This is a genomic window from Streptomyces sp. NPDC037401, assembly GCF_055602345.1.
This window is the reverse complement of record NZ_JBVJWO010000006.1, coordinates 267,043-291,988: the sequence shown is the minus strand read 5'-3', so window position 1 is coordinate 291,988 and position 24,946 is coordinate 267,043. Positions and strand designations below refer to the sequence as shown.

22 protein-coding genes are annotated in these 24,946 nt (G+C 70.0%); 13 read left to right on the top strand and 9 right to left on the bottom strand.

All coding sequences use genetic code 11. The features are described from left to right. Positions 1-205: 205 nt before the first annotated feature. Entirely contained in the window at positions 206-550 is a 345-nt protein-coding gene (locus ACZ7H1_RS08325; protein ID WP_470784777.1) for a DUF1330 domain-containing protein, read from the bottom strand. A gap of 347 nt (positions 551-897) precedes the next feature. Here ACZ7H1_RS08325 and ACZ7H1_RS08320 point away from each other — a divergent pair, with 347 nt between their 5' ends. Next, a complete protein-coding gene (locus tag ACZ7H1_RS08320; protein WP_470784776.1) occupies positions 898-1,170 on the top strand; it encodes a hypothetical protein in 273 nt (90 codons plus the stop codon). A 97-nt stretch (positions 1,171-1,267) separates the two neighbouring features. Here the strand turns inward: ACZ7H1_RS08320 and ACZ7H1_RS08315 are convergent, their stop codons facing one another. After that, the gene (locus ACZ7H1_RS08315; protein ID WP_470784774.1) at positions 1,268-2,458 is read right to left on the bottom strand and encodes a cytochrome P450; all 1,191 of its coding nucleotides are present in this window, start codon (positions 2,456-2,458) and stop codon (positions 1,268-1,270) included. 293 nt (positions 2,459-2,751) lie between these two features. After that, a complete protein-coding gene (locus ACZ7H1_RS08310) occupies positions 2,752-3,381 on the bottom strand; it encodes a TetR/AcrR family transcriptional regulator (RefSeq protein ID WP_470784790.1) in 630 nt (209 codons plus the stop codon). A gap of 121 nt (positions 3,382-3,502) precedes the next feature. Here ACZ7H1_RS08310 and ACZ7H1_RS08305 point away from each other — a divergent pair, with 121 nt between their 5' ends. Together ACZ7H1_RS08305 and ACZ7H1_RS08300 are read left to right on the top strand one after the other, a co-directional pair. Next, positions 3,503-4,291, top strand: a complete 789-nt coding sequence (locus tag ACZ7H1_RS08305) for a VOC family protein (RefSeq protein WP_470784772.1) — start codon at positions 3,503-3,505, stop codon at positions 4,289-4,291. A gap of 138 nt (positions 4,292-4,429) precedes the next feature. Continuing rightward, positions 4,430-4,978, top strand: coding sequence for a GNAT family N-acetyltransferase (locus ACZ7H1_RS08300; RefSeq protein ID WP_470784771.1), 549 nt, complete (start codon positions 4,430-4,432; stop codon positions 4,976-4,978). Between the two features lie 50 nt (positions 4,979-5,028). Here ACZ7H1_RS08300 and ACZ7H1_RS08295 read toward each other — a convergent pair whose 3' ends face one another. Beyond that, positions 5,029-5,361, bottom strand: coding sequence for a hypothetical protein (locus ACZ7H1_RS08295; protein ID WP_470784769.1), 333 nt, complete (start codon positions 5,359-5,361; stop codon positions 5,029-5,031). Between the two features lie 409 nt (positions 5,362-5,770). Between ACZ7H1_RS08295 and ACZ7H1_RS08290 the strand changes: the two genes are divergently transcribed. Then, the gene (locus tag ACZ7H1_RS08290; protein WP_470784768.1) at positions 5,771-6,454 is read left to right on the top strand and encodes a CAP domain-containing protein; all 684 of its coding nucleotides are present in this window, start codon (positions 5,771-5,773) and stop codon (positions 6,452-6,454) included. A gap of 77 nt (positions 6,455-6,531) precedes the next feature. On the opposite strand, the gene ACZ7H1_RS08285 is transcribed toward ACZ7H1_RS08290, so the two are convergent. The 3 genes from ACZ7H1_RS08285 to ACZ7H1_RS08275 form a co-directional block, all read right to left on the bottom strand. Further along, positions 6,532-7,098: a DUF1062 domain-containing protein gene (locus tag ACZ7H1_RS08285; RefSeq protein WP_470784766.1), complete on the bottom strand. Its 567-nt coding sequence runs from the start codon at positions 7,096-7,098 to the stop codon at positions 6,532-6,534. A gap of 299 nt (positions 7,099-7,397) precedes the next feature. Beyond that, positions 7,398-7,907, bottom strand: coding sequence for a lamin tail domain-containing protein (locus tag ACZ7H1_RS08280; protein ID WP_470784765.1), 510 nt, complete (start codon positions 7,905-7,907; stop codon positions 7,398-7,400). Between the two features lie 179 nt (positions 7,908-8,086). After that, positions 8,087-10,852: an AfsR/SARP family transcriptional regulator gene (locus tag ACZ7H1_RS08275; RefSeq protein ID WP_470784763.1), complete on the bottom strand. Its 2,766-nt coding sequence runs from the start codon at positions 10,850-10,852 to the stop codon at positions 8,087-8,089. A gap of 183 nt (positions 10,853-11,035) precedes the next feature. Here ACZ7H1_RS08275 and ACZ7H1_RS08270 point away from each other — a divergent pair, with 183 nt between their 5' ends. From ACZ7H1_RS08270 to ACZ7H1_RS08245, 6 genes are all read left to right on the top strand, one after another. Then, complete coding sequence (locus tag ACZ7H1_RS08270; protein WP_470784788.1) at positions 11,036-12,028, top strand: pyridoxal phosphate-dependent aminotransferase; 993 nt, start codon at positions 11,036-11,038, stop codon at positions 12,026-12,028. After that, entirely contained in the window at positions 12,025-13,026 is a 1,002-nt protein-coding gene (locus tag ACZ7H1_RS08265) for a class I SAM-dependent methyltransferase (RefSeq protein ID WP_470784761.1), read from the top strand. Before ACZ7H1_RS08270 ends, ACZ7H1_RS08265 begins: the two co-directional genes overlap by 4 nt. Before the next feature lie 80 nt (positions 13,027-13,106). Further along, positions 13,107-14,354, top strand: a complete 1,248-nt coding sequence (locus ACZ7H1_RS08260) for an ATP-grasp domain-containing protein (RefSeq protein ID WP_470784760.1) — start codon at positions 13,107-13,109, stop codon at positions 14,352-14,354. After that, complete coding sequence (locus ACZ7H1_RS08255; protein WP_470784758.1) at positions 14,351-15,628, top strand: MFS transporter; 1,278 nt, start codon at positions 14,351-14,353, stop codon at positions 15,626-15,628. The genes ACZ7H1_RS08260 and ACZ7H1_RS08255 overlap by 4 nt, the downstream gene beginning before the upstream one ends. Beyond that, entirely contained in the window at positions 15,625-16,977 is a 1,353-nt protein-coding gene (locus ACZ7H1_RS08250; protein ID WP_470784757.1) for an amino acid permease, read from the top strand. Before ACZ7H1_RS08255 ends, ACZ7H1_RS08250 begins: the two co-directional genes overlap by 4 nt. Before the next feature lie 70 nt (positions 16,978-17,047). Beyond that, positions 17,048-18,415: a hypothetical protein gene (locus ACZ7H1_RS08245; protein ID WP_470784756.1), complete on the top strand. Its 1,368-nt coding sequence runs from the start codon at positions 17,048-17,050 to the stop codon at positions 18,413-18,415. Positions 18,416-18,893: 478 nt separating this feature from the next. Here ACZ7H1_RS08245 and ACZ7H1_RS08240 read toward each other — a convergent pair whose 3' ends face one another. After that, entirely contained in the window at positions 18,894-20,384 is a 1,491-nt protein-coding gene (locus ACZ7H1_RS08240; RefSeq protein ID WP_470784755.1) for an outer membrane protein assembly factor BamB family protein, read from the bottom strand. Between the two features lie 221 nt (positions 20,385-20,605). Further along, the gene (locus ACZ7H1_RS08235) at positions 20,606-21,373 is read right to left on the bottom strand and encodes a hypothetical protein (RefSeq protein WP_470784753.1); all 768 of its coding nucleotides are present in this window, start codon (positions 21,371-21,373) and stop codon (positions 20,606-20,608) included. 546 nt (positions 21,374-21,919) lie between these two features. Between ACZ7H1_RS08235 and ku the strand changes: the two genes are divergently transcribed. The 3 genes from ku to ACZ7H1_RS08220 all read left to right on the top strand — a co-directional run bounded on the left by ku (position 21,920) and on the right by ACZ7H1_RS08220 (position 24,867). Continuing rightward, the gene (gene ku, locus ACZ7H1_RS08230; protein WP_470784752.1) at positions 21,920-22,897 is read left to right on the top strand and encodes a non-homologous end joining protein Ku; all 978 of its coding nucleotides are present in this window, start codon (positions 21,920-21,922) and stop codon (positions 22,895-22,897) included. 329 nt (positions 22,898-23,226) lie between these two features. Next, the gene (locus tag ACZ7H1_RS08225) at positions 23,227-23,898 is read left to right on the top strand and encodes a DUF4097 family beta strand repeat-containing protein (RefSeq protein WP_470784750.1); all 672 of its coding nucleotides are present in this window, start codon (positions 23,227-23,229) and stop codon (positions 23,896-23,898) included. Between the two features lie 210 nt (positions 23,899-24,108). After that, entirely contained in the window at positions 24,109-24,867 is a 759-nt protein-coding gene (locus ACZ7H1_RS08220; protein WP_470784748.1) for a VOC family protein, read from the top strand. Positions 24,868-24,946 lie beyond the last annotated feature (79 nt).

Genomic DNA, 24,946 nt, shown 5'->3' with positions numbered 1-24,946 from the left:
GGAGGGCGGGGGGGGGGGGGGGGGGGGGGGGGGGAGGGGTGGGGGGGGGGGGGGGGGGGGGTGTTGGGGGGGGGGGGGGGGGGGGGGGGGCGGCGGGGGGGGGGGGGGGGGGGGGGGGGGCCCCCCCCCCCCCCGCCGGGGGAGGAGCGGCGGACGGTGTGCCCGCCGCTCTCCCGCACGACGAGGAGGGCGTGGTTGTCCATCGTCAGAGGCCGGCGGCTTCGCGCAGGCCCGCGGCCGTCTTCGCGGCGTCGTAGTCGGCCGGGACGCCCTCGACGAGGATGACCTCGCCCTGGATGTGGCGGGTGCGCAGGGGGAGGATCTCCTGGTAGGAGGGCGAGGCGTACCAGGCGCGGGCCCGCTCGATGTCGGGGAAGGCGATCACGACGACCGTCCCGGGGAAGGGGCCCTCCACGACTTCGACCTCCTTGCCGTGGACGAGGAAACGGCCGCCGAAGGGGTCCATCGTGGCCTGGATCTCCTCGATGTAGCGCAGGACGTCCTCGTGCATCGTGGCGGGTCGGATGTGGCCGATGGCGTACGCGGTCACGGTGTTCTCCCCCTTCAACGGGCCCGCCGGTGCGGGCTGTTGACCACATCCTGTCAGGGGCCGGAGGGGACGGCGATTACCTCCGGGGTCATGCCGGCCGGGCCTGCCGCGCGCCGCCCGGGCGGACGGGGCGGGGAACGGCCTCGATGCGCTCCATGCGCTCCATGCGTTCCCCGTCCCGCTCGCCGTGCGAGGTCTCGCGCCCGCGCGCGGACCCCGGCTCGTGGGGAGGGGCGCCCGGTCGTACGGTGGTTATGGCGACCGGAACTGGCACGCACGGCCAGTACGCCGTCGGGCTCTTCGCCGTCCGGTCGGGATGACCGCACCCCGAGAGCAGGTGTATCCCCTTGCGTACGTCGACCCGTATCGCCAGTGTTCTTACCGGACTGACCCTCGCCCTCGGCGGCGCGGCCCTGGCCGCCCCGGCTGCGCACGCGGACGTGAGGGCATGTATCAACCAGGTCGAGCGTGAACTGCGGGGCGGCGAGGCTCCGGAGTATGTCCGGCTGGCCTGTTACACCGGCCAGGAGGGCGAGTACGACCTGTGCGTGACCGCCCTGACCGAGGGTGGTATCACCAACGGCACCGCGGTCACCGCCTGCCGGATGGCCCCGCGCTAGACCGGAGGACCCCTCCGGTGCGGGCAGGAGGGGGACGTCGCCGGATGGGTCAGGCCAACGACCGCCGAACCGCGCCTGACCCGTTATGGGTTCGTGGTCACAGGTCCCAGGTGACCGGGAGGCGCTTCACCCCGTAGATGTCCGCGGTTTCCGGGCGCAGGGCCACGTCTTCGGCGGGTACGGCCAGGCGCAGCCCGGGGAAGCGGTTGATCAGCCCGGACAGGGCGATCCGCATTTCGATGCGGGCCAGTTGGTGGCCCAGGCACAGGTGGACGCCGTGCCCGAACGCCAGGTGGCCGCCGTCCTGCCGGTGCAGGTCGAGTACGTGGGGATCGGTGAAGCGCTCGGGGTCGCGGTTGGCGGTGTTGTAGGACAGGACGACCGTCGTGCCGGCCTCGATGGTCTGGCCGCCCAGCTCGACGTCCACCAGCGCCGTCCTCATGAACGACTTGGCGACGCTCAGGTACCGCAGCAGCTCCTCCACGGCACCGTCGACGAGCGCGGGGTCGGCGCGCAGCGCGGCCAGTTGCGCCGGGTTCTGCAGCAGCGCGAACGTGCCGAGGGACAGCATGTTCGCTGTGGTGTCGAACCCTGCCGCCAGCAGGATCAGGCTGATCCCCTTCAGCTCTTCGTCAGTGAGGTCGCTGTCGGTGAGTTCGCTGAGGACGTCGTCGGTGGGGTTCGCGCGCTTGGCGGCCACCAGCTGCGCGAGGTAGTCCTGCGTCGCGGTGTAGGCCGCCGTCAGCTCCTCGTCGTTCGTCTCCCCGCCCATGAACTTGTCGATCTGGTCCTGGAATAAGTCCCGGTCCTGGTAGGGGACTCCCAGCAGCTCACAGATGACGGTGGTGGGGATGGGCTTGGCGAACGCGGTCACCAGGTCCACCGGCGGCCCGGTCCTCTCCATGGCGTCCAGGCAGTCGGTGGTGATCTGCTCGATGCGTTCGGTGAGCAGTCGCATCCGCCTCGCGGTGAACTTGCCCACCAGTGGCTGCCGGTAGCGCGAGTGCTGCGGGTCGTCCATGAGGAGGAACTCGCCGGGCGGCGCCGGAGGGATTTCGAAATCGACCACGTTCAGGAGATCCCTGCGCGAGCTGAACCGGGAGTCGGCCAGGACCGACCTGACCAGGTCGTATCCGGTGATCAGCCAGCCGTTCTTCCCGCCGGGGTGGGTGTAGCGGCTGATGGGGCCGTGTCGGCGGGCTTCGGTGAGTTCTGCAGGCGGGTCGAAGGGGCAGCCGGGCCGGCGTTCTGTTGGCGGGGTCGTGACGGTGTGGAGGTATTCGCTCATGGTTATTCCTCGTCTCGCGATATTACGTGTTTGACACTTCCTAAAAGCTACGTTGCGTTCGATGTATCGTCAATCATCTGAATGACATTTCCGCAGGTAAAAGGCGGTATTTCGATGCAATGACCCTGTGAGCGAATGCAACATTCCGTTGCAATGAATGACAGCAAAGGCAAGGTCTGCGGCTGTGGGTGATAGCAGGCGCACCGAGAACCGTTTCGGGCGGCCGGTTTCGGCCTGACTGCGCGCACGCGTGAGTGCCCGGCGGCCGGCTGCGCGTCGAACGCGCGGCGGGGTCACGAGGCTGCGGCGGCGGATTGGTTGCCGAGGGCGGCGCCGAGGAGGGTGCGGAGGTGGTCGGCCTCCGGGATCAGGGTGGCCTCGATCTCGTCGTCGGAGCGGCCGGCCAGGGTGAGTTCCTGGATGCGCCGGAAGAGCAGCCGGTCCGCTGCGGCGATCAGCGCGGCGGCGGCCCGGGGCGCGATGGCCGGGACGGGATCCGGGGTGGCGGCGGCCAGGGCCGTGGCGAGCGACTCCTCGCGCCGGTCGTGCAGTTCGCGGAGCCGGGCAGTGAGGGTGGGGCTTTCGGCGACCATGCGGGCGAACGGGAGACCGGTGAAGCCGACGACGGGGCTGTGCTCCAGCAGGGCGGCGCGGAACGTCCGTCGCAGGGCGGTGAGCGGCTCCTCGCCGGGTTCGCGCTCGGCGACGGCTCGGGCCAGGCCCTGGGTGAACGCCTCGTGGTGATCGAGGGCCAGGTCTTCCTTGCGGGGGAAGTAGTTGGTGACCGTCTTCTTGGCGACACGGGCGGCGGCGGCGATCTCGGCGATCGTCGTGTGCTCGAAGCCCTGCTCGATGAACAGCCTGGTGGCGCAGTCGGAGATCAGCTGCCTGGTCTCCTGCTTCTTGGACTCGCGGAGCCCCATCTCGGTAGTCATGGAGCAATCTTACACTCGTAGCAAAAATACTCTTGACCGACTGGGGGTCCCTCCCTAAAGTTACGTCCGTTGCAAAATTCACCTGAACGAACGGATGGCAGGAGCCACCTTGCGCGTCACCAACTCCACCCTGTCCCTCACCGTCGCCGACGTGGACGCCTCGCGCGACTTCTTCTGCACCCACCTCGGCTACCGGGTCGCCATGGCCGCCGACGGCTTCGCGTCCCTGAGTCGCGAAGACGCCGCCGCCGACATCGTCCTGCTGCGCCGCGGCACCGAGGTCCTCCCGCCCGAGCAGCGCGACCGGCAGGCAACGGGCCTGATCCTCGCCCTCACCGTCACCGGCATCGAGACCGAGGAAGAGCGCCTGAGGGAGGCGGGCGCCCCCATCACCATGCCGCTGCGCGAGGAGCCCTGGGGCGAGCGGCTGTTCCAGCTCACCGACCCGAACGGCGTCGTCGTCCAGCTCGTCGAATGGAACGTCCCCGACGAGCCGGTGCATCCCGGGAAGCCCGAGAAGCCCACCGTGCACGTGATCAGCCCCGCCGCCGAGAACGTCACCGAATCCCCGAACGCGCGCATGACCGGGCTGGCCGCTCCAAGCCGGGGCAGCACGGAGCTGAGCACCTGGACCGTCGCGATGGAGGCGGGCCAGACCGGCCCCGAGCATCTCGTCAGCCGGGAACAGGTCTGGACGGTGACCGCCGGCTTGCTCGAACTCACCTGTGGCGGCCGCACCGAGAAGATCGCGGCCGGGCAGACCTTCGTCCTCCCGCCGCACGCACTCCGCCGGATCCACGCCCCGCAGGCGGCCGAGGCCCACGTCGCCATGCGCTCGGACGGCGTGGCCTCCGTCCCCGGCGCCGAGGGCACCCGCGTCCTGCCCTGGGCCCGGTGACGGCCTCGCGCGGCGAGCGCGCCGTGCGGAGCGTCGCCGTGTGCGGAGCGTGGCGGTTGGTCAGGCCGACTGGGGAGCCCTTCGGTGCTGGATCACCCGTGTGATCTTCCGTTCGGCAGAGGGTCCTAGCATGGGCCCATGCCCACTACGCCGTCACGGGTCGAACTGTGCCCGCTCACCCTCGCCGACCAAGATGAGTTCTGCTCGCTCGTGAGGGCCAGCGCCGAGCTCCACGGGCCGTGGATGCAGCTGCCCGCGACCGCGGAGGAGTTCCAGGAGTGGATGCGCCGCTTCGGCGACGGCACCAACCGGGGCTTTTTGATCCGCGTTCAGGAGACCGGTGCAGCTGCCGGCATGGTCAACATCAACTCGATCATCCGGGGCCGTTATCAGGGTGCGTCCCTCGGCTACGCGGCCTTCGCCCCGTCTGCGGGACGGGGTTACATGGCCGAAGGGCTCACCGCAGTCCTGCAGCACGCCTTCAACGACCTGCGGCTCCACCGGCTGGAGGCGAACGTCCAGCCGGCGAACAAGCCGTCCTTGGCCTTGGTCCAGCGCCTGGGCTTCCGTTACGAAGGCCTGTCACCCGCTTATCTCTACATCGACGGGGCCTGGCGCGACCACGAACGCTGGTCCATCACCGCACCGTCTCCCTGGACGCCCGATCCTTCCCTTCCCGCGGTCTAGGCACGGGCGCAGCTCGCGTGGCCGGAGCCGAGGTCGACCGCCCTGTCACGTCACCTCGGGGTGGTCGGCGGATGCGCGTGGGGCCACACCACGGGAGGGGTCTGGGCTGCACGTCGCCTGTCGGACTCGCGCACGAGGAAGGCGACTCCCGAAACGAGTGCCGCGGTGAACGACGCGAGCATGGCGGCCGGTTTCCAGAAATCGGCGACTCCCACGCCGAGCCACAGCGCCGCCGACGCCGTCGCGGGGACGAGCAGCAGCGGCACCCGGGCACGGAGCGGCAACCTGCCGGTCGTCACGACGAAGACGTATCCCAGGAGCGCTCCCGGCGTGAGGGCCGCGACCGCGCCCACCACCACGAATCCGAGCAAGATGAAAATCACGCCGCACCGACCTCCGGGTCTCGAGGCAAACCCGTCACACGGGCAGACGGCTGCATCCCCGCTGCTCGGCAGGCTTTCCGACGGCCATACTGTCAGAGAATTTGAACACGTTCAACGATTTAGCGGGGGGGCGCCTGCTGTGAAAACCACGGGGAAACCGGCCGCCTTGGAAGCCTGCGTGACGGAGCTGTCCACGCCGGTACGGGTGTACGTGGCGGCGCTTCCTGCCCGGGTACGCCGCGAGTGCGGTCAGTCCCGCGGGGGGCTGCCGACACGACGCCGGAGCGGTGGTCCTGAATGGCGGGGCGAACCTGTCGCACGCATCATGGGACTGACGCGCCAGGGCCGTGTCCGGGGAGCGGGTACCGCCAGAAACAGGCCTCGGGGAGAGACGAGAAGCCCCATGAGGATGCGCAGTCACATTGCCACGCGCACGTGGACTCGCAGTCCGTACGCACGGGCCGCGATGTCCGTGGCCGCGGCGGGCCTTCTGACCGCCTCGCTCGTTCCGGTGGCCACGGCTGCGGCCGTGGCTCAGCCGTGGCCGCACTGCGCGGACGCGAGCCCCGATTCGTACGACAAGCCGCCCCCTGCCGATCCGGGCCGTTTCGGGTACGGGGTGCTGCCCGCCATCGAGGGCATCACCTGCCTCATCAACGCGGAGCGACAGCAGCTGGGGCTCCAGCCGCTCTCGCAATCCGACGAGCTCAGGGACGCGGCGAACAAGCACGTGACCGCCGCGCTGGCCCAGAAGTGGTGGGGGCCGGGCAAGGACCCGCACCAGAACCCGCAGGTTGCCGGTTCGGGTCAAGAGCAGATCGGGGCCCGCATCAAGGGCGCCGGGTACTGCGCGAACGGAAGGTCGTGGGCAGGCTACGAGATCACCTACAACGACTGGGACGGGGAGGGCACTCCGCGCGCGGCCGTCAACTGGTGGTTGAACATCAGCACGGGTGGCCACGCCGAGATCATCCGGGACCCGTCGCTGACCGAGTTCGGCATCGCACCCAGGGGCGGATCGGCGGACCCGGCCGGCGCCGGGAAGAGCGATGCGGGGACCTATGTGGTCACCCTCGGCCGGTGTGAGAAGTAGCGAGCCGTTCGCCGGCCCGAGGCCGGGGCCTGTCCGGCGGATCGGACACTGCCGGACGGGCCCCGGGCCGGAAGGGCTCAGCGCTTGAGCATGAAGGTGAAGTCGCCCGAGAGCTTGCCGCTCAGGCGCACTGTCGACACGAGGTTCCCCTCGGCGAGCAGTCTCTCGGCCCCGGCTCGCGAAAGGCCGAAACCTTCGGCGATCAGCCGCACCGGCCGCACGGGTATTCGCGCGGCAAAGCGGACCGAGACCTCGATCGCTTCACCCTCCGGCTGATCCGGCTGATCCGGCTGCTCCGGAGCCCCGCTGTCGAGGCGCCAGGCGTCGTCCCAGTCGAGGGCGATGCGATTGCGGCGCCGTACGACCGGGTCCTGGAGCAGCTCGGCCGCCAGGACGGGGTCGTTGCCGTGCAGCCGGTTCAGCAGCCCGGGTGGTACGGAACGCACGTTCATCCGCTCGAGGACGGTGAGCCTGGTGGTGTCCCCGCACCCGGTGCACAGCGCGAGGAGCCAGGCGTCGAGGAGCTTGTGGTTCGCATTGACGCGGAATTTGCCGTTCGCCCGGAAGCGCCCGGAGGCGCACCTGTGGCAACGGCGGAGAACGATCGGCAGGCAGGTGGGCACGACCACCCAGGTTTCGGACACAGAGGTACACCGGTTCCAGTGAGAAGACCGCAGCGAAAAGGAGCGCGGCGCACAGGTGCGACGCGCGACGAATCAGCGCTCGGGGTGTCTCACTTGGTGTACAACGGCACGTCCTCGGCAGCGTGGTTGCGGGCGGGAGCACCGTAACGCCACACGGGAGTGCGGCTCCACTGGATTTCGGGCGTGCTCACGACGACTCCGCGGCCGCGGGTCGGGCCAGGAGCAGGCGGATCTGCTCCTGGCCGCGCGCCGCGGGTGCTACTGCGGCCTGCCGTCCCGCTGTGGCTCAGGCCACTGCCTCAGCCGACGCGGATCTCGTGGCAGTTGCTCGGGCTGCGGTGGTTCCAGAAGGAGCCCGAACGGCACCACTTGGAGAGGGTCTGGCCGTCCGGCCGGTAGAGGAAGGCGTTGGAGACGCCGTTGTGCCAGCGGTGGCCGGAGGCGTTCCAGTAGACGTGGCCCAGCTTGGTGCCGTTCGAGCCGGTGTTGCGTCCCGGTCCGGTGTGCAGGCGCACGGTCTTGCCGGCGCGCAGCACGTAGGTGCGGAAGGTGTAGCGGTGGCCGTCGCCGTTGTGGACCGACCAGCCCTTCAGGTTCACCGCACGGCTGGTGTAGTTGTGGATGTCGATCCACTCGCCGTTGCGCGACTTGGCCGACTTGGTGTCCTTTCCGGGGCTGTTGAACGAAAAGGCGCCGAAGTGCAGGCTGCGTACGTGATCGCCGGGGGCGGCCGAGGCCGGGGCTGTGCCGAAGGCGCCGAGCAGCGCCGCCGCGGCGACGGTGACGGCGGCGGACCGGGTGATGCGCATGAGCGGTGGTTCCCCTTAGGGTGTTCGAGTGTTCTGGCGTTCGGTATTCCGAACCCGGCGGATGGACAGCCGGATTACCAGCCTGAATGATCATCCATCAGATGCGGTACGGGCAACCGCGCTTGCGCAGCAGCACGCGGACGCCGGCCCCCGCCCCCGACCAGGGGTGGCGTTCCGGCTCAGCCGAGGCCGGCGAGTTTCGTGCCGAGCTGGTCCGCGCTGACGGTGTGCCCGAGCTCGGTCATGACGTCGAAGGCGTTCTGCCAGGCCTCCCGGGCGGTGTCGGGCAGGCCCGCGGCATGGGCGGTGTCGCCGAGGTGAGTGAGCAGGGACGCTTCGTTGTACCGGTCGCCGCATTCGCGGTACAGGTCGCGGGCGCGCTCGTAGCAGGCGATGGCCTCCTGGTGCCGGCCGACGTTGTGGTGGACGAAGCCCAGCGTGTCCAGGGTGGCGCTCTCACCGCTGCGGTCGCCGATCTCCCGCTGCCGGGCGAGGGCGCTCTCGCAGCAGGCGACCGCTTCCGCGTACCGGCCCAGCTGCGTATTGCACCAGCCCATGTTGTTGAGCGCTCTCGCCTCGCCGATCCGGTTGCCGGCGGCACGGTACGTCGTGAGCGCCAGCGTGGCCTGCTCCAGGGCCCGGTGGAAGTCGCGCTGCCGCTCGAACACCAGGGTCAGGTTGTTGTGGCAGTCCGCCCGGCCCAGCGGGTCGTCGAGTTCCTCGAACAGGGTGACCGCCCGGCGCAGCAGCCGGTCGGCCGCGTCGTACCGGTCCATCCTGGCGTTCGCCCGCCCCAGTTCGAGGTGCGCGGCCGCGGTGCCCGGCCGGTCGCCGAGCCGCTGCGCGGCGTCGAGGGCGGCATGCTGGGTGATGACCCAGTCGGTCCAGTGGCCCCGCTGTTCGAGGTACGCCGAGACGGTCCGGGCCAGATATCCCGCATGGGTGTCGGGGGCCGAGCCGACCGCGGCCATCAGGGTCTGGTGCTCGGAAGCGAACCAGCCCAGCGCGCTCTCGCGGTCGGCGAACGCCAGGAGCGGTACCCCGGGCGCCGGCGGGGGAAGCTCGATCGGATCCCGGTGGTCCAGCATCGCGCTGGCGGCGTGCGCCGTGTGGAGGTAGTAGTCGACGAGCCGTTGCCGGGCGCTGCTCCGGTCCGCCAGGGTGACGTCGGCATCGGCGAGTTCGGTTGCGTACGCCCGGAGCAGGTCGTGCATGCCGTACCGGTCCGGACCGGTCAGGTGGACCAGGTGCGCGCGGGTGAGCAGGTTGAGGGCCCCGCGGGTGTCCTGTGTGCTGCGCCCGGCGAGGGCGGCGGACGCGGTCAGTGAGATGTGGGGGCCCAACTGGAGCCCCAGCAGCCGGAAGACGCGCGCCGCGGCCGCCGGCAGGTGCTGGTAGGACCAGGAGAAGACCGCGCTCACGGGGCTGCCCACCGAATCGAGCATGCCCAGCCGCTGTCGCCGGTCGGCCAGTTCGGAAACCAGGCACGGCAGCGGGGTGGTACGCAGGCTGGCGGCGAGTTCCGCGGCGACGCGCAGGGCCAGCGGCAGTCCGACGCACTGGGCGGCCAGGGCCTCGCCCACCGCCGGTTCACTGTCGACGCGCTCGCCGATCAGCCGGCGCAGCAGGTCCAGCGAGTCGTCCATGGGCAGGAGTTCGAGGTCGAGCCGCCGGGCGCCGTGCCGGGCAACCAGCTCGCCCAGGGAATCGCGGCTGGTCACCACCACCGCGCAGGACCCGGTGCCGGGCAGCAGCGGCCGGAGCTGGTCCACCGAGGAGGCGTTGTCGAGGACCACGAGGATCCGGCGTCCGCTGATTTCGGTCCGGTAGCGGGTGACCCGGTCGGCCATCTCCAGGGGGACCTCGTGCGCGGGCAGGCCCAGTGCGGACAGGAGCCTGGCCAGGGCGTCGCCGCCGGACAGCGGCTGCTGAGGGTCGTAGCCCCGCAGGTCGACGTAGAGCTGCCCGTCCGGGAAACGTGCGCGGGTCAGGTGTGACCAGTGCAGTGCCAGTGCCGTCTTGCCGACGCCCGCGGTCCCTGACACCACCGCGATGGGCACGGCCGTACCGCCGGCCCCGGCCAGGATCTCGCTCAGGCGGGCGAGTTCGAGCTCCCGGCCGACGAAGTCCGTCACGTCGCCGGGGAGGGTCGCCGGGATCCGCCGCGGGGGCCCGGGTAAGCGGACCGGGGTGTCCTCCTCCGCGAGCAGGGCGCGGTAGGCCGAGACCAGCTCCGGGCCGGGGGTGATGCCGAGTTCGTCGGCCAGTCGGCGCCGGACCTTGTGGTACGTGCCGACGGCGTCGGCCCGCCGGCCCGCGGCCTCGTAGCCGCGGATGAGCCGGCCCTGGGCCGATTCGTCCAGCTGACGGGCGTGGGCGACCTGCTCGAAGAGCGCGACGGCCTCGTCGGCCGCCCCCGCGGCCAGCAGGGTCTCGCCCTTGGCGGCCAGCGCCGCGTACCGCTCCTCGACGAGCGCGAGGGCTGACGGATGGGCTGCCAGCGCCGGGACGTCGGACAGGGGAGTGGCGGCCCGCCACAGCCCGAGCGCGGTGTCGAACAGCGCGAGGGCCTTCACGTGGTCGCCCGACTGCCTGGCCGCCAGTGCCTCGTTCACCCCCGCACGGAACGAGACGACATCGACGTCACAGCCGTCGGTGCGGAGTCCGTAGCCGTCGCCGACCGACGGGAGCAGCGTGCTGGGTGCGCGGTGCGGCCGGTCCGGTTCGAGCAGCTTCCGCAAGTGCTTCACATGGGTCTGGATGACGTTGACCGCGGAATGCGGCGGATCGTCGTGCCACAGGGCGTCGATCAGCTCGGCCCGCGACACCGGCTTGCCCGACGCCAGCCCGAGCATGCCGAGGACGGCCCGCCGGCCCGCCGTCGGGATGTCGATGTGGACGCCGCCACGCAGGACCTGCACCGGTCCGAGCAGTTGGATCTGCATCCGTGGTTCCCCCCGCAGTCGTGCGCACCCTTCAACTCTGGCGGCTGATGCGCCGTCCAGTCGCTGTCCAGTGCCGCTTCCTAGGCTAATCGACACCGAATCGAAGGGGGAACGAGCCGTGGGTGGCGTTGACGAAGGCAGGATGGCCAAGGCGGGCACAGCGGGGGCGGGCGACGCGTGGTGATGCGCCTCCATGCCAATGAACATCCGGAGGGCCCGCCGGCCGGCGTTGCCGGCTCCCTGCAGGCGCTGATCCCGCAGCTGCACCGGTACCCGGTCCCGGCGAGCGCCCTGGAAACAGCGATCGCGGAACTGTACGACGTTCCGCTGAACCGGGTTCTGGTCGGCGCAGGCAGCGCCGAGATCATCAACCTGGCCTGGCGGGCCTTCACCGCACCGGACCGGGCCGCCTTCTTCCACGAGCCGGAGTTCGAGTTCTACCCGATGCTGGGCGCTCAGTGCGGCACGCCCACACTGACCCGCCCGTGGCCGCCGGACGCGGACCTGGCACGGCACCTCGCGGACGCGCCGGTGGGACTCGTGGCCCTGTCCAACCCGCACAATCCCACAGGAGCGGCGAGGCCCCGGCAGGCCATCGCGGACCTGGCCAGGAGCCTGCCCGACACGATGCTCGTGCTCAATGACGAGGCGTACCACGACTACATGGACGAGGCCGCTGACGAACTTCCGATCGGCGCCCTGTCCGAACTGCCCAACGTCCTGACCACCAGGACCTTCTCGAAGATCTACGGGCTGGCCGGCCTGCGGATCGGCTACGGCATCGCCAACCCCTGCCTGATCGGCACGCTCCGCGCGCTGCAGACGCCGTTCAGCGTGAGCACTGCCGCCTCCACCGCGGCACTTGCCGCGCTGGCCGACCCGGACGTGCTCGTGGAGCGCCGGCAACGCAACCGACGGCAGCGCGAGGAGCTGGCGGACGCGCTGTCCCGCCGAGGCTTCGACGTGTCGCCCAGCCAGGCCAACTTCCTTTTCGTACGGCCGCCGCACGGCGGGTCCGCCTGGGCCGCCGATCTGCTCGACCGAGGGGTCAGGGTCCAGCCGGCCGGTGACGGCCTGCGGGTGACCGTGGGCTCCGCCGCCGAGGTCGCCGCCCTCATCACGGCGGTCGACGACGTTCTGTCCGCACTTCAGACCACCACAGTGGGGGAATCATGACCAACCAGGTCATCGACGATGTGTACAACAACACGCTCACCGCGTACGCCATTTCGGCCGCGTGGGAACTGGGCCTGCTGGAGCGGCTCGACACGTCCGAGCAGCCGGTGGACTTAGCGGAATTCGCCCGTGAGAACGACCTGGACGCCCCCTCTGTGGAGGCCATAGCCCGGGGACTGGCGCTGCCCGGCATCGTGGTCCTGACCCCGGACCACGCCACTGCCGCTCCCGGCCCGCTCTTCGCCGACACCTGGGCCAAGAAGGGCTTCTTCTACTGGCTCACCCGCGGCTGCGGCGAACTGTTCCGGAACATGCCGGAGCTGGTGCGCAACTCCTCCCGCACCGGTGACTACGTGGTCCGCGACTACAAGGCGATCGGCCTGGCCGCACGGGACGCGGGCTTCTCCTACGTGGACCCGATGTTCTACAAGATCATCGAGGATCGCGGGCTCCGCTTCGGTGCCGACCTGGGCTGCGGCAGCGGCGAGCGGCTGATCAAGCTGGCTGCACGAGACGCGGAGTTCCGCGGAATCGGCGTCGACATCGCGGCCGGTGCGCTGACGCTGGCGGCGCAGTCGGTCGAGCAGGCCGGACTCAGCGACCGTGTGTCGGTGGTGCGCGGGGACGCGACGCGGATGGAGCCCCGGCCGGAGTTCGACGAGGTCGACTTCGTTTGCAGCTTCATGATGGGCCACGACCTGTGGCCGCGCGAGCAGTGCCTGGCGAGCCTGAAGCGGATCGGCGAGGCGTTCCCGGCGGCGACCGACCTGATCATCTGCGACACGTACCGCTCCGACCTCGGGCCCACCGACACGCACCCGGTGTTCACGCTGGGCTTCGAGACCGCGCACGCCGTCATGGGCCAGATGCTGCCGTCCCTCGGCGAGTGGACGGACGTGCTGGCCGAAGCGGGCTGGCACCGTACGGACGTCATCGACTTCGACCTCCCGCCGTACACCGCGCTGATGCACCTCACCCGCGAGCTGCCGGCCGCATGAACCACCGGACCGACGCGGGCAGGCACATCCTCATCCTCAATCGCTTCGACGGGGAAGCGGGCTGTCGCTACACCGCATACGTGGATCACTCGGTCGACCGGGTCGCCTATCTCACTTCGGCAATCGGGCGCAGTGGAGTCGACGCCGGTCCGGCGGAGACCGTGGCCGTCGTCGACGACCTCGCCGACTGGGCGGCGGTGTCGGAGCTCGCCCTCGGCATCGTGCGCGAGTTCGGCCCCCTGGACCACATCGTCGCGCTGTTCGAGCGCGACCTGGAGGTGGCGGCGGCCCTGCGGGAACTGCTCGGGGTGCCCGGCCCCGGCCCGGCCGAGATCGAACGGGTCCGCGACAAGGTGACGATGAAAGAACTCGTCGCCTCCGCGGGCCTGCGGGTCCCGCGTTACGTCGATGCCGGCGAACCGGAGCGCGTGCGCCGGTTCGCCGGGAAGGCCGGCTTCCCCGTCGTGCTCAAACCCCGGGACGGTTCCGGGAGTCAGGGGATCTACCTGGTCAACTCGCCGGCCTCGCTGGAGGAGACGCTCGCGTCGCCGCTGGAGAACTACGTGTGCGAGGAGTTCATCGAGGGGACGATGTACCAGGTCGACGGGGTGGTGCAGGACGGCACCGTCCAGGTGCTCCGGGCCTTCCGGCTGATCAGCACCTGCCTGGAGTACGCCCTGGGCGCACCGTTCGGCTCCGTCGCCGCCGACGACGAGGAGCTGCAGACGCGGCTGGTCGGGTACGCCGAGGTGGCCCTGGCCGCACTCGGAGTGCGCGACAGCGTCTTCCACCTGGAGGTGTTCGCGGTCGAACCTGCCGGGCCGACCGGGTCCGTCGCCCCGGGCGGCCCCGGCGAGTACGACGACCTGGTCTTCCTCGAACTGGCCGCGCGCGCCGGGGGAGCGGAACTCCCGCACCTGTGGCGCGAGGTGTACGGGCTCGACCTGCTGGAGACCGCTGCCCGGCTGGCCCTCGGCGAGTCCCCGTCACTGCCCTCCCTCGATCCGGAGGGCGACGCCGGCGGCTACCTGCTGATGCCGGAACCACCCGTACGCCCGTGCCGTGTGCTCTCGACGACCCCGCTCATCGAGCGGGTGCCGGCGATGTACGCGGAGGTGCTGCCCGCGCCGGGTGACATCCTCAACGGCACCGGCGGGGCCAAGGAGACCGGCGGGCGCTACCGGTTCCGGGCCGCCAGCGGCACGGAGATCGAGCTCGCGATCAGGCAGGTCCTCGAGGCGTACGACCTGGCCTGGGAACCCGTGTCCGACCACGACATGAAGGTCGTCCGGGTGGCGGGACGCGCGCAGTCCATGGCCCGTCCGTGAGCGTGCCGCCCGCGCCGCCGCGCTTCGGTCAGGTCTTCGCCATCGGCGAGTTCCGCATGCTGTGGCTGGCCCAGCTGACCTCGGTCTGCGGCAACCAGCTCGCGAAAGTGGCGCTCGCCCTGCTGGTGTTCGACCGGAGCGCGTCGGCGGGCCTGGCAGCGCTCACCTACGCCCTGACCCTGCTGCCGGAGCTGCTGGGCGGTCCGCTGCTGTCATGGCTGGCGGACCGCTACCCGCGGCGGGGGCTGATGGTGGTGTGCGACCTGGCCCGGGCGGGCCTGGTCGCCGCCATGGCCGTACCCGACAGCCCGCTGTGGCTGCTGTGCACCCTGCTGATCCTCGTACAGCTGCTCCAGTCGCCACACCTGGCGGCACGCTCGGCGCTGCTGGCGACCATGGTGCAGGGCGAACGCTTCCTGGCCGCCTCAGCGGTCGTCAACGTCACCGCCCAGCTCGGCCAGCTCGCCGGATTCGCGGCCGGCGGCGTCCTCGTCGCCATCCTGGGCCCGTCGCAGGCGCTCCTGATCAACGCGGGCACGTTCGTCCTGTCGGCGGTCCTCACCCGGTGGGGCATCGCGCGCCGCCCGAGGCCGTCCGATCCCGCGCCGGGCGGCGGCCGGTGGAGCGTGATCACCGGCGGAGCGGCCCTGGTCCGCGCCGACCGCCGGCTCCTCCTGCTGGTGACCTTCGGCTGCCTGTCGGGCTTCTACGCCTGCAAGGAAGGCCTGGCCGCGCCCTACGCCGACGCCATGGGGCACGGCCCGGCAGGAGTCGGACTCCTGCTCGCGGCCAGTCCCGCCGGCGCGGTCGTCGGCGTGTTCGTGCTGACCCGCTGGGTGAGCCCGGAGCGCGGCCTGCGGCTGCTCGGGCCGCTTTCCTTCGGCTCCTGCGCGGTACTGGCGTTCACCGCGGTGTCCCCGGGCATCGCGGTCACCTGCGCGCTGTGGACCCTGTCCGGACTGTTCTCCGCCTATCAGGTGCCGGCCAACTCCGCGTACAGCCTCTCGGTTCCCGACGCGATGCGGGGCCAGGCCTTCGGACTGGCCTCCACCGCGGTCCGGGTGGCCCAGGGGCTCGGCATCTCCGCGGCCGGGTTCGCCGCCGACATCGCCCCGGCTCCGATCGTCATCGCCGTGTTCGCCGTCCTCGGGGCGGCAGCGTCCACGGCCGTGGCGATCGCATGGTCGAAGCTCCCGCCGCGCGCCGCCGGAACGGCACACGACCCCGTCCCCACCTCCAGCTCCCCGGCCCTGACACCGAAGGACACCGAATGAACACGCCGGTCCTCACCGAGCCACCGAGACAACTGCACGGAACCCTGCGCCCGCGCCACCTCACCATGCTGGCCGTGGGCGGGGTGATCGGATCCGGACTGTTCGTCGGATCCGGCGCGGGCATCGCGCTCGCCGGACCGGGCATCGTCCTGTCCTTCGCGGCCGCGGGCGTGCTCACCATGCTGGTGATGCGGATGATGGCCGAGATGACCGCCGCGTACCCGTCCAGCGGATCCTTCTCCGCGCACGCGGAACGGGCGTTCGGCCCGTGGGCCGGGTTCACCATAGGCTGGCTGTACTGGGCGACCCTCGTCGTCGTCCTCGCGATCGAGGCAACCGCCGCCGCCGTGATCGTCCACGGCTGGCTGCCCGCGGTCCCGCAGTGGCTCCTGATGCTGCTCTTCATGGCGGTCTTCACCGCGGTCAACCTCACCGCCGTCGGAAACTTCGGCGAGTTCGAGTTCTGGTTCGCCCTGATCAAGGTCGCGGCCATCATCGGCTTCCTCGTCCTCGGAGCGCTCGCGATCCTCGGATTCCTTCCCGGAACGGACCCCGGTACCGCGGCCGGCGCCGCGGCGGGCGGTCTGCTCCCGCACGGCTGGAACGGCGTCGTCGCCGGCTTCGTCGCGGCCATCCCCGCCTTCGGCGGCCTGGAGGTCGTGACCATCGCCGCCGCCGAATCCGAGAACCCGGCCAAGGCCGCCGCCCAGGCCGTCCGCAGCGCGGTCTGGCGCATCTCGGTCTTCTACATCGGCTCGATGATCGTCGTGGTGAGCCTGCTCCCGTGGACCGACTCGCGCATCGGTACCAGCCCCTTCGCCGCGGTCCTCGACGAGATCGGGATCCCCGCCGCCGGGCAGATCATGAACGTCATCGTCGTGATCGCCCTCCTGTCCGCGCTCAACGCCAACACCTACGCCGCCGCCCGGATGGCGTTCTCGCTGGCCGAGCGCAAGCAGGCCCCGTCCGCCCTGACGCGGATCAGCCGGACGGGCGTCCCGTACCCGGCCGTGCTCGCGTCCACGTCGTTCGGGTTCGTCGGCGTCGTCCTCAACCTGCTGTGGCCGGAAACGATCTTCCTGCACCTCCTCAACGCGGTGGGCGCGGTGCTGCTCCTGGTCTGGATCCTCGTGGCCTGCTCCCAGCTCAAACTGCGCCGGAGCCTCCCCGCACACACGCCGATCCGGATGTGGGGGTACCCCTACCTGAGCGTGCTCGCCCTGGGCGTCATCGCCCTGCTGCTCGTGAGCATGTTCATCGACCCGGACACCCGGGTCCAGATGATCAGTTCGGCGGTCCTCGCCTCGGTCGTCCTGTCCGTCGCCCTGGTGCGCTCCCGCAGGGCCTGAGACCGGCCTCGCGCCCGCCCGGCACCGGGCCGGCCTCCCCCGTACCCACCCACAGCAGAGAGAGAAGTCGATGGATCGCGCGTCACTCACCCGGGAGTATCTCGCCAGGGTCGTCGAAAGCGGCGCCAAGGGCTCCGAGTTGACGGGTGCACAGAAGGATTCCGAGCTGCTCGACACGTTCTACGGGGGCAAGTACCTGTCGCGACCGCTCTTTCTCGGCCACGCCGAGCAGGTGCAGCTCCACGCCGATCTGGAGAACCTGCGGTCCGCTCTGGAGTCCCTGCCCGACCGCCTGTTCGGCGGCGACTTCGTGGCGTTCGCCCGCGCGGTGGGACTGGCCGACGTGCAGATCTCCGCCGTCGTGCGCGGCCGCGGCAGCGCGGTCTCCCGTCAGACCCGAGCCGACCTGTACGTCGACGAGACCGGGTTCAAGCTGCTCGAACTCAACATAGGCAGCGCGGTGGGCGGGATGGACAACGCCGACATGTGCCGCGAGCTGCTCGCCCACCCGGTGCTCGCCGACTTCGCCGGAAGCCGGGGGCTGGGCTTCGTGGACTCCCTGCGCGAGCAGGTGAACAACATCATCGTGGAGGGCGGGTTCCGGCCCGGGGACTCCCCGGTGGTCGCCCTGACGGACACCCTCGACGGCTACGGGAAGATGCTCCCGTACATGGAGGTGCTCTGCCGGCGCTGGGCCGAGTTCGGCCTGGAGGCCCACCCGTGCCACCTCGGGCAGCTGGACGCGAGGGACGGCCGGGTGTGGCTCGACGGGAAGCCGGTCGACGTGATCTTCCGTGCCTTCCTCATCGGGGACCTGCTGAAGTTCCCCGACGCTGCGGCTCTCATGGATCCCGTCCTCGACGCCGCCGAGCGCGGCGAGGTCCGGATCTTCACCCCGCTGGACTCCGCCGCGTACGCCAGCAAGGGCGCCCTCGCGCTGCTGTCCGACGAACGCAACCGCGGGCTGTTCAGTGCCGAGGAACTGGCCGGACTGGACCGCATCCTGCCGTGGACCCGGATGGTCCGCCCCGGCCCGGTCACCCTGGAGAGCGGTGAACGCGTCGACCTGGTCGAGTACGCCGTGGCGCACCGGCAGGACCTGGCGCTCAAACCGACCTCACTGGCCGGCGGGGAGGGCGTGCTGCTCGGCTGGGCGGACGGCCTCACCCCGGACCAGTGGCGCGAACAGATCGTCGCCGCGCTCGACGGCCCGTACATCCTCCAGCGCAGGGTCCGCCCGGTCCCGGAGCTGTATCCGGACGAGAACGGCGAACTCCAGCCGTGGACCGCGCTGTGGGGGGTGTTCACCGTGGTCAACGGCTACGGCGGCGCCTACATCCGGGCCACCCCCGCTGCCGCCGGCGAGGGCGTGGTGAACGTCGCGACCGGGGCCTACGGGGGCGCCGTACTCCAGGAGACGCCGAGCACCGACCGCTGAGCGCCGGGCATTTCGGGACGCAACCCGTCCTCAGACCGGACGGCGGACCGCGGTGACCGCGGTGACCGCGAAGGATCGGCGGATGGGCGTGCGCTCGCTGGAACCCCCGGGAATCCCTCCCGGGGGTTCGTTGCCGCACCGTGCGACAGCGCCGGCCGGCGCCGTCCGAAATCGACATGGTCCGCGCACGGGGCGAACCTGAAACCAGGTGCGTCTGAACGGCCCATCAGAGGTTGGCATTTCAAGCCGCTGCACTCGTCGCCTGCGGCCCCGCGCTCGTACGTGGAGCAGCCGGAGTACGCCCCGCCCGCGACGACCCGCCTCTCCCAGATCAAGCAGAACACGCTCGTCCTCCAACACGTCCAGTCGGCCGTCCTCCAGCACTTCACGTAAATGACCGACGCCTGATTGCCCGCACGCGGGGACGCCGGGGCGTTCGAGGAGTGGACCCCGAAGGAGCAGCCGCAGGGGCTTCGGTTCAGTTGTGGCTACCCGCTGGTCCGACCGCTGCGGCAGCCTGCCGGGCAAGGGCGGGCGCGGTGGGGGTCGTGGTGATCCGCACCACGGACGTGCCGACCCGGGCGTAGACGGCGTAGACCCTGCCACTGGGAGGCTCTTCGGTAACGGCAATGCGGTGTGGCCCGATCCACTGGGCGGTCTGAGCGCTGAGGCGGGCCAAGGCCAGCCGTGAACGCAGAAGGCGGTCGGCTTCTTGTGGTGAATGTGCCGTCCACTCGACGGTCATGCGGACCAAGGGTGCTGATGCCGTGCCGGGTACGAAGGTGCAGGTCGGCGGTCGCGGCAGGCGAGTTCCGAAAACACTGCGACTCTGAGGGACAGGGCTGTAACGGGTGGCGCTCGAGATTTTGTCGAGGGGGAGCAGGCGGCATGCATCCGGCCATCTTGAGGGCGGCAGGCCGGCGAGGGCCGGGTAGGGGTTTCCCGGGTCGGCGACGAAGCGGTAGACGGTGAGCCGGCCGTAGACGTTCTCCGGGGGTGTATCCGTATGTCCCTTCTCTTCCCAGATGGCCAGCAGATCCCCGTCGGATCCGATGAGATCCGTGTGAATTACGCTGCTGAGAACTGGAATCTGCACGGAGCGGCCAGAGGTGAGTGCGACATGTTCGACGTACGTGGCCAACGGCCACTCGCGATGGATCTGTCCGATCAGCGAGTCTCCTTCCAGTTCGAGGGGAGCGTAGACGGTGCGCTCCCATTGAGACCCGCCACCGGTAGCGTCGATTACGCGCAGGCGGAATGGGGTGTATTCGTTTTCTTCTTGCCTTTTTTCCTGCACGTACAGAACCGATCCCGTTCGGGAAAGACTCCATATGTAATTGCTTCCTTGCGACAATAGGCGTCCGGTATCGGAGTACAGAAGGTGCTTCTCGCCGAGGTTCACGGCGATGTCACCGGCGTTCGACGTGGTCAGCGCCAGCCCGTAGGGGTATCCGCTGGCGTCCCATGAGCCGGGCGCGGTGGGCATTCGTACGGTGCGCTGCCAGAGTTTCGCGCCGGAGAGGGAATCCAGAGCCGCCAGCGTGGCCGGCGATCCGGGGTGGCCCTTCCATGTGAGGGCGTACAGGATCTTGCCCGCGCCCGCGTAAACCGCTTGTGCCTCGCGCGACGGGAGGAACAGGCCGTCGAACCGGTGCCCTGCCTCGGCACTCCATCGATGGGCCCCGGTGCGCGCATCGAATACCCTGACCTTGGCCGGAAGGCTGCTGAAGACTGCGACCATGCCTTCCGTGAGGTCCACGCGCGACCCGCGTCCGGACGGCTGGTCGACATTTCTGCGCCACGTTTGCCGACCGGTTTCCAGGTCGTATCCGCGAAGCAGGACGGGATCGGAACCAAGAGCCGTCCAGGCAATCACGAGTGTCGATCGGTTGATGCGCAGGCGCTCCGCCGTGTACTCCTGCGGAATGTCGCGAGGTGCGATAGAGGACAGGTGCTTTCCGGTGGCCATCCGGCGGACTTCCAGCCCGCGACCCCGGCGGGCCGATGACACGATGTATCCGTGGTCGGCGTACAGAGAGGTCTGCTTACCGAGGACCAGGTCCGCATGCCACACTTCGCGCAGCCCTACGGCAGTAGGCCATGCGCGCGGCGGTCCACCCGACCCCGCAATCCAAGGCCAGAGCGCCACGCACACGGTTACCAGGACGAGCCGGATCCCTCGCCTCACGGTCAGCAGTCCGGATTGACGGCCGACGGTACGCACCAGCGGCCCGGGGGTGCCTGCACCCATGCCCCCTGGAACTCGTTGAACACCTGGCCGTAGCCCCTCGGCCGATCCTGGCGTCCTGTGATCCGGAAGGGCGTTTCCTTCGGGAGGCGGATGACCACTTCCTCGGTCTTCCCGTCGGCAATGACGCTGACCACCACATCGAAGTCGTACGCTGCGGCGCGCGCGGCGAACGACATGGCCAGCGTGGTCTGCTCGCCCCGCACCAGATCGATCTGGTGCACGCGGAAGTAGGCCCGGCTCGGCTCCTTGGTCTTCCCCTTGTCGATGACGAAAACAGGGTTTCGCCGGTCCAGGTCCGCGGCGAGCGAGATCGTGCCTACTTCGCCGGCAGTCGCCGGCGCGAAGTACGCCCCGCTCAACCGCTCCTGCTTCCGCAGGATGCGAGGGCGCATGTCGACCACGCGCGCCTTGCTGCGCCTGCCCTCAACCACGGCGACGACGTTCATCCGGCCTACTGGCGCCGCCCGTCGGCGTTGCAGGAAGGCCCGCCATTGCTCACTGGCGGCAGGCTCCGCCAGCATGGCTCGGTCCCGCAGAGTGGTCATACCGCCCCGTAGCGCAAAAGGTCCCTCATCTACGGAAGTTGCTGCATGCACGACTTTGACCGACGGCTCGCCGGTGACCGTGTCGACCAGATCCGGCCCCTCGTCTTGGAGCCAGCCGGTGAGGAGAGCGGCGGCCACCGCGGCGACGATCGCTGCAGCCACACCTGCCCCCCAGGCCCTCGCCGCACTCCGCCCGGGTTCCCGGGCATCGCCCCCAGCTGCGGGATCTGCGTCGCGAGTCGGCGTGTTCGCTGGAGTGGACTCCTCGGGCGGGCGGGCCGCGATTCGGTCGGCGTCCGCTCCCGAAGGTGCACGTCCGCGGTCACCCCCCGCGGGATCCTGCGTCATACCGTCCCCCTCGACATGGCATGCACAGTGCTCGCTCGACGAGCTTGTGCGACGAAGTCTGACTCCTCTTGATGTCCTAGCCAACAGGCGGACCAGGATTGACAATTCGAGATGGAAAACGAGCGTTGCTGCGGGTGTCCGTGCCCCTGGCGTCATGCGTGAGCTGATCTCGGAAAGGCCGGTCCTCGACAGCTCGTTCACCGGGCAGCACCGCGGCTCTCCGGCCGTCCTGCGCTGTTCCCGGCCGTTGTGGCGCCCCGCAGGGCCTCGGACTGAATCCGTTGCTCCGGCGTAGAGGTGCGATCACCGGGTAGGTGTCGTGAGCTGGAAGGGCGGGGGCGATCGGAGGAGGTGGCGGTCGTGGCTCGTCCCGTGTGGGCGGGAAGTCTTGCCTTCGGCCTGGTCAGCCTGCCGGTAGGCCTGTACACGGCTACCGACAGCCACACGATCCGTTTCCATCAGCTGCAGCGCGGGACCTCGGACCGGATCCGCAACCGCCGGGTGAACGAGCGCACGGGCGAGGAGGTCGAGCTGGACGACATCGTCAAGGGCTACGACGCCGACGGCGAGTACGTCCTCGTCGAGCCGAAGGAGCTGGACGAGATCGCGCCGGGCCGCTCCCGGTCGCTTGAGATCGCCGGCTTCGTCGACCTCGCGGAGGTGGATCCGATCTTCTTCGACAAGACGTACTACCTCGGGCCGCGGGGCGCCGAGTACGGCAAGGTCTACAGACTCATCGAGCAAGCTCTCGCGAAGGCCGGCAAGGCGGGCGTGGCGACCTTCGTCATGCGTCAGCACGAGTACCTGGTCGCGCTCAAGTCCGAGAACGGCCTCCTCACCCTCCATACCCTGCACTGGGCCGACGAGATCCGAGACCCCAGGAAAGAGATCGACGACCTCCCCGGCAGGGCGAAGGCCTCGGGCAAAGAGCTGAAGATGGCCGAGCAGCTCATCGAGGCCCTGACCATGGACTGGGACCCCGAGAAGTTCCACGACACCTTCCAGGAGAAGGTCGCCGCCATGATCGAGGCCAAGCAGGGCGGCGAGACCGTGGCGAAGGCCGAGGTGCCGAGCGAGCCGACCGGAGTGGTCGACCTCGCGGAAGCGCTGCGCGCCAGCGTCGAGCGGGCCAAGAGCCCCAAGGCCACCGGCGGCAAGGCCACCGCGTCCGGCAAGACCACGGTGAAGAAGCCCGCGGCGAAGAAGCGGATGCGCTCCGCGCCCAAGAAGGACCTGAGCGGCCTGTCGAAGGCCGAGCTCTACAAGAAGGCTGCCGCCGCCGACGTCGCCGGACGCTCTCACATGACCCGCGACGACCTGGTCAAGGCCCTGTCCTGATCCCTGCCCTGATCGCGGCCCCGCGGCCGCTGAGGCCGTGCCGCCGGGGGCGCGGATGTGGGGGTGCGGGCTCTTAAAATAGGCATCGCGGTCTGCTTCGCGTTCCGCGCGCGTCCGGCATAGCGTTCATCTTCAATCTAATGCAACGACGAATGAAGGCTTGTTGCATTAGGCTGGAGGTTATTGCAACGAATTCTACGGCTTGACCTGCGCATATGTATTTTGTTCGCAACGACAGTGTTGTCTGATCGTTGAATGCAACGTAGCGTTTCCATCATCAGAAACGGAGCGGGCCGCGCGGGCGCGCACAGCAGAAGCAGGAGTAGACCATGCAGAAGTTCGACACCGTCGCCCCCATCTCCGCCGTCCTCGACATCCCCGCGGGGCGCATCCGGATCGAGGCTGCGGACCGGGCCGACGCCACGGTCGAGATCCTGCCTGCGGACAACTCGAAGGGCAGTGACGTGAAGGCGGCGAAGGAGATCGAGGTCGTGTACGCCGACGGGGTCCTGAGGATCGCGGCACCGGCGGCGAAGAACTGGATCGTCGGCAGCTCAGGTTCCGTCGACGTCACCGTTCAGCTGCCTGCCGGCTCCTGCGTCGAAGCGAAGTCTGCCGACGGCGATTTCCGGGGCCTCGGGCGCCTCGGCGACGTCACCTTCGAGGGCGCGCAGGGCGCGGTCGAGATCGGCGAGGCCGTGAACGCCCGCCTCGCCCTCCTCCACGGTGACGTCTCGGTCGGCCGCCTGAGCGGCTCCGCGGAGATCAGCACCCAGCGGGGCAGCCTCCACATCGCCGAGGCCGCGCGCGGCACGGTCACCCTGCGCACTCAGCAGGGCGACATCTCGGTCGGGGCCGCCCGCGGCGTCTCCGCGTCCCTGGATGCGGACACCGGCCACGGCCGGATCCGCAACTCGCTCAACAACACCGATGGCCCCATCACCGCCCTGGCCATTTACGCGACCACCTCGTACGGCGACATCACCGCGCGCAGCCTGTAAGAAGGGCCGTATCGAGTACCCGGCCTCAACCATCAGGCGAGCGCCACTGAGGTCCAGTTGCGGGCGCCGACTGTCGAGAGACCTCAGGATCCGTACGTCCGCCGGGGCGGACAGGACCCGGGCGGGCTTCTGGCGGAGCCGACGGACATGGACTGCACGGAGTTCGAAAGGTGTGGATCCGTTGCAGGGCGGGTGCGTAGGATCGCCGGCATGGCACTACGACCGGTCAACGTGAACATGAAGGCTCTTGACGACTCGGCAGTCGGCCGCTTCTGGGCGGAGGCGCTCGGCTGGGGTGTTTCCAGCGAGGGACCCGGCGTGACCAATGTCGAACCGATCGGCGGATTCGTCTGGCCGGATCCGGCCGCCCTCTGCGTCGACGTGGTTGCCGTCCCGGAACCCAAGACGACGACCAAGAACCGTGTGCACGTCGATCTCGCCACCACCTCTGCGGCCCACCAGGCGGAGTTGGTCGCGCGCCTCCGGGCTCTCGGCGCGACGCCCGCCTACGTGGGCCAGGGCGACGTGCCGTGGACGGTTCTCGCCGACCCGGAGGGCAACGAGTTCTGCGTGCTGGAGCCCCGGGAGGTCTACCGGGACACCGGGCCGATCGCCGCGGTGGTGGTCGACTGCGTGGATCCGCAGGCCATGGCCCGGTTCTGGGGCGAGGCGATGGACTGGACCCTGCACGAGGCGACTGACGATCACGCGGTGTTCCGCTCCGCCAAGGGTGTCGGCCCGTACCTCGAGTTCCTCCGCACGCCCGGCGCGAAGACCGTGCCGGACCGCGTCCACATCGACCTGCTGCCGTACCCCGGTGACGATCAGGAGGCGGAGGTGGCCCGGCTGCGGGCCCTCGGCGCCACCGACATCGACCTCGGGCAGGGCGACGCCCCGTGGAAGTGCCTGGCCGACCCGGAGGGCCACGAGTTCTGCGTCCTCGCGCCCCGTCCTGAAGTGGCGCCCTGACGACACTCCGACACCGTGAGGCCTGCCTGCTCGTGCACCATGGCCACCGGGTGGCTCGCCTGGGCTGGAGCCGGGCAGG